This is a genomic window from Rheinheimera sp. A13L, assembly GCF_000217935.1.
In the GTDB taxonomy this organism is placed as follows: Bacteria; Pseudomonadota; Gammaproteobacteria; order Enterobacterales; family Alteromonadaceae; genus Pararheinheimera.
Map to the genome: position 1 here is coordinate 145,743 of NZ_AFHI01000071.1, position 12,473 is coordinate 158,215.

The 12,473-nt window shown below is 46.6% G+C and carries 10 protein-coding genes; 6 read left to right on the forward strand and 4 right to left on the reverse strand.

The annotated features are described in order from the left end of the window. Nucleotides 1-118 precede the first annotated feature (118 nt). Entirely contained in the window at nt 119-442 is a 324-nt protein-coding gene (locus RHEIN_RS19465) for a DUF3718 domain-containing protein (protein WP_008900698.1), read from the forward strand. 18 nt (nt 443-460) lie between these two features. Here RHEIN_RS19465 and RHEIN_RS21095 read toward each other — a convergent pair whose 3' ends face one another. Together RHEIN_RS21095 and RHEIN_RS19475 are read right to left on the reverse strand one after the other, a co-directional pair. Next, nucleotides 461-2,068, reverse strand: coding sequence for a methyl-accepting chemotaxis protein (locus tag RHEIN_RS21095; RefSeq protein ID WP_008900699.1), 1,608 nt, complete (start codon nt 2,066-2,068; stop codon nt 461-463). Between the two features lie 462 nt (nt 2,069-2,530). After that, nucleotides 2,531-4,129, reverse strand: coding sequence for an isocitrate lyase (locus RHEIN_RS19475; RefSeq protein ID WP_008900701.1), 1,599 nt, complete (start codon nt 4,127-4,129; stop codon nt 2,531-2,533). Nucleotides 4,130-4,309: 180 nt separating this feature from the next. Between RHEIN_RS19475 and RHEIN_RS19480 the strand changes: the two genes are divergently transcribed. Next, the gene (locus RHEIN_RS19480) at nt 4,310-5,251 is read left to right on the forward strand and encodes a LysR family transcriptional regulator (protein WP_008900702.1); all 942 of its coding nucleotides are present in this window, start codon (nt 4,310-4,312) and stop codon (nt 5,249-5,251) included. A gap of 36 nt (nt 5,252-5,287) precedes the next feature. Here RHEIN_RS19480 and aceB read toward each other — a convergent pair whose 3' ends face one another. Beyond that, complete coding sequence (gene aceB, locus RHEIN_RS19485; RefSeq protein ID WP_008900703.1) at nt 5,288-6,892, reverse strand: malate synthase A; 1,605 nt, start codon at nt 6,890-6,892, stop codon at nt 5,288-5,290. Nucleotides 6,893-7,112: 220 nt separating this feature from the next. Between aceB and RHEIN_RS19490 the strand changes: the two genes are divergently transcribed. Together RHEIN_RS19490 and RHEIN_RS19495 are read left to right on the forward strand one after the other, a co-directional pair. Beyond that, nucleotides 7,113-7,754, forward strand: a complete 642-nt coding sequence (locus RHEIN_RS19490) for a DUF2726 domain-containing protein (protein ID WP_008900704.1) — start codon at nt 7,113-7,115, stop codon at nt 7,752-7,754. 202 nt (nt 7,755-7,956) lie between these two features. Further along, nucleotides 7,957-8,157, forward strand: a complete 201-nt coding sequence (locus RHEIN_RS19495; protein ID WP_008900705.1) for a hypothetical protein — start codon at nt 7,957-7,959, stop codon at nt 8,155-8,157. A gap of 52 nt (nt 8,158-8,209) precedes the next feature. Here the strand turns inward: RHEIN_RS19495 and RHEIN_RS19500 are convergent, their stop codons facing one another. Beyond that, a complete protein-coding gene (locus RHEIN_RS19500; protein ID WP_008900706.1) occupies nt 8,210-9,160 on the reverse strand; it encodes a carbohydrate kinase family protein in 951 nt (316 codons plus the stop codon). A 194-nt stretch (nt 9,161-9,354) separates the two neighbouring features. On the opposite strand from RHEIN_RS19500, the gene RHEIN_RS19505 reads away from it, so the two are divergent. After that, on the forward strand, nt 9,355-11,280 hold the full coding sequence (locus tag RHEIN_RS19505; protein WP_008900707.1) for an alpha-amylase family protein: 1,926 nt from the start codon (nt 9,355-9,357) through the stop codon (nt 11,278-11,280). A gap of 270 nt (nt 11,281-11,550) precedes the next feature. Continuing rightward, nucleotides 11,551-12,435 carry a sugar phosphate isomerase/epimerase family protein gene (locus tag RHEIN_RS19510; protein WP_008900708.1) on the forward strand — a complete coding sequence of 295 codons (885 nt, stop codon included), beginning with the start codon at nt 11,551-11,553 and terminating at the stop codon, nt 12,433-12,435. Nucleotides 12,436-12,473 lie beyond the last annotated feature (38 nt).

A 12,473-nucleotide genomic window follows, 5' to 3' on the forward strand; every position in this document is an offset into this window, starting at 1 on the left:
CCCATCACCTCCGGTCACTTCTGCTATTCCTTTGGTCACAGAAGGCAGGAAAACCAAGGCTTTGGGCGCCAAAATACAGTTATGGCAAAAGCCATAACCCAACTCAGAGGATAGCACCATGAAAGCACCATTATTTTTCGCAGCTGCGGTACTGACCCTATCAGCCGCTGCCAGCGCAGAATCGTCTTTTACTCCACATATTTACAATGTTCTGGTCGAGACCTGCAGCCATGCTCAGGATGATGATCGCATCGCCTTAAATAAAACCCTGAAAGCCAGCCGGCTCTCCAAACAAAAAGCTGTCGATAAAGTGGTTTGTAATGGCCAGCCTTTAGTTACTTTTGCCCGCAACGCAAATGCAGTAAAAGTAGTCTCTATGCTGGAACCTTATGAAAACCGCTCTAAAGGCAAAGTGTCAATTTCTGACGTAGTGGCTCCGTAACCACTGCAAATCAGGAGATTAACCTTTGGTTTTAAACATCGACACTGTAGTGTTTAATTGGCCAGCCAGTTCAGTCATAGACTGGGCCGCCTGGCCAATTTGCGTATTGCCTGCCAGCACCTGATCCCCTAACTGCCTGAACTGCTGCACCTGCTGCCGTATTTGTGCAACATCCTGTTGTGCATCACTGGCGATACTGGCCGATTGCTGACTCACATCCGCTAACTGCAAAATGACGGAGCGGCTTTTTTGCAAGGTGTCGACTAACGCCAATGACAGCTGCACAGACTGTGCAGCCTGTTGCTGATTAGATCCCATAGTAGTCACAGCCGACTGGATCGATTGCACTATAGTCTCCAGCATGCGGTTAATTTCTACTGTGGATTGATGGGTTCGTGTCGCCAGTGTTCGCACTTCATCTGCTACTACCGCAAAACCACGTCCAGACTCGCCAGCCCGGGCAGCCTCAATAGCTGCGTTTAATGCCAGTAAGTTCGTTTGCGCCGCTATATCCGCTATGGTTTTAACCACAGTGGATACCTGATCACCTGCAACCCGCAAGGTCAGCAACATGGACGCCGTTGTTTCAATGTCATTAGCCAGATTATGGATACTGTCACTGCTGTGTTTCACTTCCTGCTGAGCCAATGCCAATTGCTGTGCGCCTTGTTGAGCATGCTCAGACGCTGAAGCGGAACACTCCACACTTTGCGACATTTGCTGTTCCAACTGCTGCATTAAATCAACAAGGCGAACAATATCACGCTGTAAATGTTGCACCGAATGAGCTGATAAATCCGTGCTTTGGCCGAGCTCAGATACAGCTTTCCCTATATGAACTATGGCACTGCGAACATCTTTCATGCCAGAACTGAACACCTGCAGTAAAGTGGTCAGGCTATCAGACATTAGCCCCAGCTCTCCTTGCTGTTGCTGATCAAAAATCACAGTCAGGTCACGTTGCTGAGCCAATCGGGTAATTTGGCCGGACAAATCCTGAATGGGGCTTGCGATCTGACGCTGGGCCATTACAAAAGCCCCCACGGCCACCAATACCAGCGCAGAAATAAGACACAAGATCACGATAAAACTAACAGACAGTTGCTCTACTATCGCTATAGATCCCGCATTTGCTTCCGTCGCTACTTCAGATCTTAACTGATCCAGCCGCACGGCAAGCGAGGCTGCGTTTTGCGTCAGAGTTGCAAGATGCTCGCGTGCTTTATCCCAATCCACCGATGGTTTTGCCATTTCAGCAGATAACAACTCCAAAGACTGATGCACAGCCCCCAATTCAGTATCCAGAGACAACTTCAGCTGTTGTTGTAAATTCTGATTGGCCTGTTGCAGCTGCAGTTCCAGCTGTTGTTGTCTGGATTTAAATCCCTCTGTATCAAGTGTTGTGCCATACAGAGAGTACCCGGCCAGCACCAAATCTTTACTGGTCGAAAGCAACTGATCAAGTTGCACCAGCACAGGCAAAGTAGTACCGGTAAAATTATCGACTCGCTGCCGGATCTGCTGGTTATTACTGATCAGCACTACAGCACAAAGCACTGTCACCAGTAATACAGCGGCATAACCTGCAATAATTTTACTGCGTATAGAGTGAAGCATCAGGGCCATAGGCTCCTCCGGTAAGGACTGGCTGAAAACAAAAAAAACCACTTCAAAAGTGGCAGTAGTGGCTAAAAGGACCTGCATTATCTAAAAAAACTTTCTCTTTACCAGGAAGTTTTTTTAAGTGTAGACAAGCTAAATCAGGTTGAGGATCAATATGAATAAAAAGAAGGATTTGCCATTATGGCGGCAATTTACCGGCTTAAATTTGTTGGGCTTGGTCAGGGCCTCCTTTAAAGCAGATACAAAAAAGGCAGCCTTGCGGCTGCCAATGTCAGTGTAACCCGACCACGTAAATCAAATCCTCTTCGTACTTGAAGCCGCAGCGTTGTTGACTTCGAGCGCTCACCCCAATCACATAGGACAACTATGTTCATGGGGATGTTCGCACTTGCCGCCTGGCTGCAACATCAATTACTTTGAGTAATTATCCGTTGTTCAGCAATTACTTGACCATAAATCAGTTGGTTAGGAGAACTGATTCATGGTGTTGTCTTTCCCTGAAGCCTTCAGCGCAGCCTCTCCAGAGAAGTACTCTTTGTGGTCATCACCAATGTCAGAGCCAGACATATTCTGGTGTTTAACACAGGCGATGCCCTGGCGAATTTCTTTACGTTGCACCCCTTCGACATAACCCAACATGCCTGCAGCACCGAAGTACTCTTTAGCTAAGTTGTCAGTCGACAAGGCCGCTGTATGGTAAGTAGGCAAAGTGATCAGGTGGTGGAAAATACCAGCTTCACGGGCACCATCAGCCTGGAAAGTACGGATGCGGTTATCCGCTTCCAACGCCAGCTCTGTTGTATCGTAATCTGCACTCATCAGTTTGGCTCTGTCATAAGCCGACACATCTTTGCCTGCTGTTTTCCATGCATCAAATACTTGCTGACGGAAGTTCAGTGTCCAGTTAAAAGACGGGCTGTTGTTGTACACCAGCTTGGCATTGGGCACCACTTCACGGATACGATTGACCATCTCAGCAATCTGACCGACATGAGGTTTTTCGGTTTCAATCCACAATAAATCAGCGCCGTTTTGCAACGAAGTAATACAGTCCAGCACCACACGATCCACACCGCTGCCCTGCTTAAACTGGAATAAACCACTGGCTAAACGTTTTGGCTTTAACAGCTTGCCATTGGCTTTCACCACCACATCGCCGTTTTGAATATCGTCAGCACTTTGGATGTAATCACCGTCCAGGAAGCTGTTGTATAAATCGCCCAAATCACCGGCTTTATCAGTCACCGCAATTTGCTTGGTTAAGCCAGCACCTAAAGAGTCAGTACGGGCCACGATAATGCCGTTTTCAATACCTAATTCTAAGAAGGCGTAACGCACCGCATTAATTTTGGCTAAGAAATCAGCATGAGGCACTGTGACTTTACCGTCCTGGTGACCACATTGTTTTTCGTCCGACACCTGGTTTTCAATCTGAATGGCGCAGGCACCGGCTTCAATCATTTTTTTCGCCAGTAAGTAAGTGGCTTCGGCATTACCAAAACCCGCATCTATGTCGGCAATAATAGGTACGACGTGAGTTTCAAAGTTGTCGATTTTAGCCAGCACTTCAGCAGCTTTGGCCTGATCGTCTTTAGCGCGGGCGTCATCCAATTCACGGAATAAACCACCTAATTCACGGGCATCGGCTTGTTTTAAGAAGGTGTATAACTCTTCGATTAAAGCCGGTACTGCCGTTTTTTCGTGCATAGATTGATCAGGCTGAGGACCAAACTCTGAACGCAGAGCTGCAATCATCCAACCGGATAAATACAGGTATTTACGTTTGGTGCTGCCAAAATGTTTTTTGATAGCGATCAGCTTTTGCTGACCGATAAAGCCATGCCAGCAGCCTAAAGACTGAGTGTACTGGCTGCTGTCCGCATCATAAGCTGCCATGTCTTCACGCATAATATCAGCAGTGTACTGCGCTATATCCAAACCTGTTTTAAAGCGGTTTTGTAACTGCATGCGGGCAGCAGACTCAGCATTAATAGCATTCCAGCCTGCTCCTTGCGCTTTGCAGCTTTGTTCCAGTTGTTTAATGATCTGTTGATAAGCTGACATGATGCATCCTCGTTATGTTGTCTTTTGTTTAGCCGGCATTTGGTAAGTGCCTCTGTTGACATTCACTATAGGTTTCAAAATGCAGATTCATATAGCTGATTTTTTTGATTCTCATCATTCATTGTGTGAATATATAAAGCATGCAAGCAAGACTTCATCAGCCATAAAAAGTGGAAACAAATGAATATCAGTAAAATTGACCTGAATTTGTTGGTGTACCTGGACGTATTGTTGCGGGAAAAGAACGTGACAAGGGCTGCCAACCAGTTGAATATCACTCAACCTGCCATGAGCAATGGCTTAAAACGGCTGCGTGATTTATTAAACGATCCTATTCTGGTGCGTACTTCGGACGGTATGGTACCAACAGAACGCGCCAAGGAATTAGCACCTGTAGTACGTGGGGTTTTGCTAACCCTGGAGGAAACCTTACAACCCAACAAAGATTTTGAGCCAGAACACAGCCATAGGGTGTTTCGTATTATGGCCAGTGATTACGCGGCTTCCACTCTTATACCGGCCTTATTGAAAAAGCTACGGGCTCAGGCACCAGGCACCTCACTAGATATTATGACGCCGTCAGATGTTACCTTTCATGATGTGGAAAACGGCAAAGTGGATATGGCAATTAACCGCTTTGATCAACTGCCACAGTCTTTTCATCAAAAGACCATATGGCGCGATAGTTTTGCTTGCCTGGTCAATAGTTTAAATCCGATTCTTGGTAACTTTAATTTAGACTCTTATTTAAAAGCCCAGCATATCTGGGTCAGCAAAACTGGCTTTGGTGTAGGTGTGGGTATGGATCCGGCCGATGTACAAAAATTGGGTTGGGTGGATGAAGCACTGGCAAAGTTTGGTAAACAGCGCACCATCAGCGTATTTACCCGTAATTATCACGTGGCTATGCACTTAGCTGTAGAAACCGATTTGATTGCGACCTTGCCTTTAAAGGCTGCGCTTTTGTATCAGAATGACGCGACGATGAAAGTGCTGGATCCGCCCTTCCCAATTCCATCAATAGAGCTGAAAATGATCTGGAGTCCGTTATTGCATCAGGATGCCAGTCATATCTGGTTGCGGCGCTTAATTACAGAAGTCGCAGACGAGCTGCATTTGTAGTCAGGAGCCAGAGCTTTGGCTCTGGCTCCTCGTTTTTTAAGCAGTTAACAGCTCATAAGCTGGTAGAGTCAGGAAATCGACCAGTTGATCGGCTGTGGTGATTTGCAGCAACAGTGCCTGTGCTCGCTCAAACTGCTGTTGTTGCCACAACTCCTCGCCAACTTCTTGCCGCACCACAGCAGCTTCCTGCTGCAGCATTTGGGCAAACAAGTCTTTGGTCACCAACTGGCCATTGTTTAAGGTTTTGCCATGTTTGATCCACTGCCAAATGGAGGTGCGGCAAATTTCCGCTGTAGCCGCATCTTCCATCAGGCCATAAATAGGCACACAACCCTTACCGCTGATCCAGGCCGCTATGTACTGCAAAGCCACGCGGATATTGATACGCATACCTGCTTCTGTGCGCTCACCACTGCTTGGCGCCAATAAATCGGCGGCAGTCACAGGCGCATCATCAGCGCGGCTGATATGCAGCTGATTGGTTTTGCCATCTGTCAGGTATTGATTAAAGACCCCATTGGCAGTGGCTGCTAAACCCGGATGCGCCACCCAGGTACCGTCATGGCCATTACTGGCTTCACGTTCTTTATCCGCAGTCACTTTGGTTAAAATAGCTTGGTTTGCTACAGGATCTTTCGCCGGAATAAAGGCCGCCATACCACCCATGGCCAAAGCACCCCGTTTATGGCAGGTTTTGATCAACAGCTTTGAATAAGCTGATAAAAATGGCTGATCCATAGTCACGACCTGACGGTCTGGTAATACCCTGTCAGCATGATTCTTTAAGGTTTTGATATAGCTGAAAATATAGTCCCAACGACCACAGTTCAACGCCACTATATGCTCACGCAGCGCATGCAGAATTTCGTCCATTTCAAAAACTGCAGGCAAGGTTTCAATTAGTACAGTTGCGCGGATAGTGCCGACAGGCTGATTAAATTTAGTTTGAGTAAAACGGAAAACCGCATCCCACCAGGCAGCTTCTTTGTAGCTTTGCAGCTTCGGCAGGTAATAATACACACCAGATCCATTGGCTAAACGGGTTTGGTAGTTGTGGAAAAAGTACAAAGCAAAATCAACCAGCGAACCCGGAACTGGCTCGCCATCCACTTCTAAATGTTTTTCCCATAAATGCAGACCACGGACACGGGCTATCAATAAGGCCTGTTTATCCCGCAGCGCATATTGCTTGCCAGATTGTGGGTCGCTGTAGCTGATGGTGCCTAAGTTGGCGTCACGTAAGTTGATTTGCCCTTCTATCACGCCATCCCAGCTTGGCGCTTGCGAATCTTCGAAGTCGGCCATAAAAACTTTTACATCAGCGTTTAACGCATTGATGATCATTTTGCGATCGACAGGGCCGGTGATCTCTACTCTTCTGTCCTGTAAATCGGCAGGGATAGCAGCTACTGTCCAGTTGCCATCACGAATATAGGCAGTTTCAGCACGGAAATCCGGTAAAGCACCGCTGTCATAACGCGCCTGCTCTGCTGTACGTTGCTGCAGTAACTGCTTTAAAGCAGGACGAAACTCGCGGGTCAGTTCAACCACCAAACGGCAAGCTTCCGGCGTTAAAATAGTCTGGAACTCAGCCGGTAAACGGCCTTTGATGTCTAATCCTGCAGTGTTGCTGCTTGTCATTGTGTTGCTCCTTGTCTGTAGCAATAGGAAGTCTGTTCACTATAAGCCGAACAGAGGTCGAACCCCACCATTTCAACCATCAATAGGCCATATGCCAGACATTCAGCAAACTTATACAAATTAGAGCATATACACTAACTTGTTGGCACGTCTTATGCTTTATCTACTCTGCAGTCAACCAATGAGAGCTGCAGAGTCAAAAGTTTGTCGGAGGTCATTAATGGAAGTTTTAATTTTAGTCTTAGCCGTATTGGTTGTGGTTGCCGCTTTTTTAGCCAGCCGTTTTATGAGCCATGGCAATCCCTTTCCATTTAGTAAAAAAAGCAGCCTTTTTACTCAGGTCGAACGCTCTTACCTGAACATGCTGGAACAAGCCGTTAAAGGTAAGTACAAAGTCATGAACAGAGTAAAAATGGCCGATATTCTTGAATTAAAAAGCAATGTTGATGCCAAGTCCCGTATCGCAGCTTCGGTAAAACTGAATGCCAAGTACCTGGATTTTGTCTTGTGTGACCCTGATGACATGAGCATTGTGGCCGCTGTTGATCTGGTGAACAATAACAGTAAAGACGGTCATAAAGCTGTGCCAGACTGGTTTGTCAGCGGTGCTTTTGAAGCAGCTGGTATTCCTTACGTACGGATGAAAATTAAAGCAGGCTATTCCATAGCAGATATCCAGCAAGGTTTAGCAGCGAAAATTGGTCAAAGTGGTCTAAAACCAGAACCTTTATTAAAAGGTACTGTGAAGAAAAGCCCGACGCGGCCGATACGCCCTTTGCAACCCGTGGTTGAAGCAAGCACTTTGCCTTCGATTATTCCGGAGCGTGGTATTCGTTCACAGTCAACGGCCATGATCCACTGACAGCTCAGCTGCTAACAGACGAACTTTTAGAAAGAGTTCAACAACTTCAGGCATTTGGAACATAAGTCACTCCGCTCGCCTAAAGACCGAAGCCGCTCGCTGCAACGAGCGGCTTCATTTTTTTAATCGATCCTGAAAATTTTTCTAAAGTCCGCGATCCTTTTGCCGATAAGATGGTTGGAAATATGGCATGGGAGTGACTATGACACAATCCGTAGGCTCAGCTGCAGTCAGCCAGAGCTATGAACTACTGGGTGCCAGTCTGGCAAAATCCCAGCAAAAACAGGAAGGGAGACAAACAATGCAGTTGCTGGAAAGCGCTGTAAATTCGTCTCCGGCATTGCAGTCGCCAAGTCCGGTTTCTGTCGGCAACCTGGGTCAGAATATTGACATCAAGGTGTAAGTAAAGAAGGGCTAACGCAAGTTAGCCCTTCTTCTTTGTTAAGCAAACAGCTTTAATTCCATTCGCTTGCTGTAGGTAAAGCAGCAAAAGCGCCGAACTTCTGACAGGTCAGGGACCCGGCTTTAATGGCTTTGCGGATCACCTGCTGTTGCAATTCTTTTTGCATCAGTAAATCAGCGACACTACAACCTGAATCCAGCAGCTGCGCGGCCTGAAATAACCAGGCGCCAACAAAGGCATCACCTGCAGCTGTAGTATCCAGCACAGGCACAGCAGTCACAGCAACGGAAAAAGAATCTGTTTTACTGTAACTCTGCACTTGTTCTGCTCCAGCTGTAACCACCAGCCATGAAGGTCGAAACTCCAGAATATGCTGTAACCAGTGTTCAGTACTTTGCTCACCAGCCAGGTAAGTCAGTTCATCTTCACTTAACTTCACCAGATCAGCCATTTCCAGTAATTGTGTCACCAGCTCGATGCTGGCTTTGCCTTCAGCCCATAAATTGTGACGTAAATTAGCATCCACCGATACCAGCCAGCCATGTTGCTGGGCCAGTCGCACCAGAGCGAAACTGGTTTGGGCTATATCAGGTTCGGTCAGGCTGTTGGAGCATAAATGCAAAATGCCTTTGTCTTGCCAAAGGTCGGTCGGACAATGCTCCACCTTATAAAGTAAATCTGCGGCAGGCGGCCGGTAAAATGAAAAACTGCGATCGCCCTGATCATTTAACGCCACAAAAGCTAAGGCCGTTTTAGCATCCATAGTCTGGCGCACTGCACTGCAATCCACGCCATAACTTTGCAGTTCCTGTTGCAAAAAATCACCAAACATATCTTTGCCCAGCATACCGATAAATTTACTCTGGCCACCTAATTTGGCCACTGCCACAGCCACATTAGCCGGAGCTCCGCCAGCAAAACGATGAAACAGACCTGGCTGGGCCTTATCTTGTAAAAAGTCGATCAGTACTTCACCAAAACAACAAACCGGAGTCGGTTTCATCTGCCTTATTCCCCTTAAATACCCCAGTACAATGAGGTCAAAAACTAAAACGTTTCAGACCAACTTTAACTATTTAAACCTGAAGTGTAAATAATCACCACTGAATTTAAACATTTCACAGTTAAAAGTCTTGCCAAAACAGAGAAAATGAAGTTCTATTAGGCATATCACACTGTAGGTCCGGACCTGTTTATATGCAAAAAACCACAGCACAGCTGCTGGAAAACCCAGAGCTGTTGCAATTTGAAAGCGAAAAGACACTTAAACGATTAAGTCAGTCTTTAAAAACAGCAGCAAAAGACAGCTGGCCAGAGTTGAAAACCAGGCTTCAGCAACAGCTGCCCGCTTTGCTTGAACTTTATTTAAGCTTATACGGCGAACACTACGACTGCTACTACCATCTGGAGCAGTTGCTAAAGCTGCTGGCAAAAAGCTCGGCGCAGCGTCCGGCCTATTTGCGACTTGAAGATGCGGAACCACAAGACTGGCATAAGGCCACCAGTGCTTTAGGTGCAGCCTGTTATGTCGACCTATTTGCCAAAGATTTTCAAGGTCTTGCAAAACGCATCCCCTACTTAAAACAAAGTGGTATTAACTACTTGCATCTGATGCCACTGTTTAAAGCGCCAGAGCCGAACAGTGACGGCGGTTATGCCGTATCAGATTATCGCAACACTATGCCTCAGCTGGGTTCAATGCAGCAGTTAGCAGATTTGATGCAGCAGTTACATCAGCAAGGCATTAAGCCGGTATTGGATTTTGTTTTTAACCACACCTCCGACGAACATCGCTGGGCAGAAAAAGCCAAAGCCGGTGATGCAGAGTATCGTGAGTTTTATTTTTTCCTGACGGAACAAGAACGCGATCAATTTGCGCCCAGCTTGCGTGAAATTTTCCCGGAAATTCGCCGGGGTTGTTTTACTCAGGATAAAAGCTCGGGCTTATGGGTCTGGACCACATTTAACAGCTTTCAGTGGGATTTGAATTACGCCAATCCGGCGGTGTTTAATGCCATGGCTGAAGAGATGTTATTTCTGGCCAATCAGGGTGCTGCTGTGCTGCGCTTAGATGCTTTGGCTTTTGTCTGGAAACAAGTGGGGACCAGCTGCGAAAACCTGCCCAAAGCCCATAGTTTAATTAAAGCTTTTAATGCAGTAGCCCGTATTGCAGCTCCGGCTTTGCAGTTTAAATCTGAAGCTATAGTTCACCCGGATGAAGTGGTGAAATACATAGCACCAGAAGAATGCCAGTTGTCCTATAACCCGCTGTTGATGGCGCTGTTGTGGGATAGTTTAGCGACCCGCAACACCAGATTACTCACAGAATCCTTGCGCAAGCGTTTTGCCATTGACCCCCGTTGCAGCTGGGTGAATTACATTCGTTGCCATGACGATATAGGCTGGACTTTTGATGACACTATCGCCTGGCAACTGGGGATCAATCCTGATCATCACCGCCAGTTTTTAAATCAGTTTTACACAGGTCAGTTTGAAGGCAGTTTTGCTGCTGGTGTACCTTTTCAGCAAAACCCTGTGACAGGCGATTGCCGTGTGGCGGGTATGTTATCGTCTTTGGTTGGGGTGGAAAAAGCTGAAATCGAAAACAATGCCTTACATCTGGAGCATGCACTGCAACGGATTTACCTGCTCAATTCAGTCATTTTAAGTATTGGTGGTTTGCCGCTGTTATATATGGGTGATGAACTGGGTTTAAAAAATGATTACAGCTATGTGCTGGATCCGGCGAAAAAAGACGACAGCCGCTGGGTGAACAGAGTGGCAGTCACTGATCAGCAACTCGCCTCGGCAAACTCAGCCGATAGCTTATCCGGCCGGATCTATCAGAAGTTACAGCACTTAATTAAAACCAGATCTATGTTACCCGTATTAGGCTCTGGCAATACAGACATACTGCTGGACGACAATCCACATCTGTTTTTATACCGGCGTCGACTGGATGGTAAACATCTGGTGGCTGTAGTGAATTTCTCTGAACATGCTCAGCTTTGCAACTCTTTAGCGGGCCAATTATGGTTCGACGAGCTGACCGCTCAACAGCAAGCTGCTGGCACATTGCAACTTTTACCTTATCAGGTGCTGTGGTTAACTCCGGCACAATGAGAGTCGATTCCCTGATAACACCTCCCCGGGTGTTTGACTTTTGAAGCCCCTGCAAAGGGGCTATTTTTTTAATTAAGCCAGTTTCAGTTCAAAACAGCACAACCTCAGAACTTAATACGCTAAGAACCAACCAACCAACCAACCAACCAACCAACCAACCAACCAACCAACCAACCAACCAACCAACCAACCAACGCATTTAGCATTGATCTGCAAGCCAAAATCAAGCACTCTGAAACCGCTTTCATTAATACAAAAAAGGACAGGGTTATGCTTTTTTTAAAGAAGAAACTGACAAAAACTGCGCAGGTACTCAGCCTGATTTTAGCCAGTACTGCTGCAGGCTTCAGCTATGCCGATACAGGTGCGGTTGCAGCGACTGAACCTCAACTGAGTGTGCAATTATGGTCAGTCAAAGATGCCATGCAGGCAGACTTTGAAGGCACACTGACCAAGCTCGCCGCTATGGGTTTTGATGGGGTTGAGTTTGCAGGCTTTTTTGGCAAATACGCCAATGATGCTGCTGGTTTAAAAGCATTTTTAAACCAGTTGGGATTAAAAGCCTCTGGTGCTCATGTACCTTTCGAAAAATTCAGCCCAGAGCAGTTTGAAACCACTGTCGCTTTTTATCAGGCTTTAGACTGTCATTATTTAATTATTCCTATGGATCAGCGCGCTTTTACTGTTGAAGGCGCAAAAGCTGTAGCTGCAGATTTAGCGGCAGTGCAGGAAAAACTAACGCCATTAGGTATGCAGGTGGGTTATCACAACCATAAACCAGAAATGCTGGGAGAGACAGGCAAAACGCCATGGGATGTGATTGGCAAAAACACCAACAGCAAAGTCATTTTGCAGCAAGACGTGGGCTGGACAGAAGTCGCAGGTAAAGATCCGGTAGATTTTATCAAAGCCTATCCGGGCCGCACTGTGACCACACACTACAAGGCCTCAGCCCCAGAGCCTGGAAATACGGAAGATCCAATTATTGGTAAAGACACAACAGACTGGAAAGCTTTGATCACCGCCAATAAAACCATAGGGGGCACCCAGTGGCTGGTGGTAGAACAGGAGTCTTATCCTGCAGGTAAAACACCCATGCAAAGCGTTGAAGCTTCATTAAAAGGTTTGCAGGCCATTATCGCAGATATGAAATAACAACAGGTTTTGATAAGAAAAAGGCTGGTATCAACACC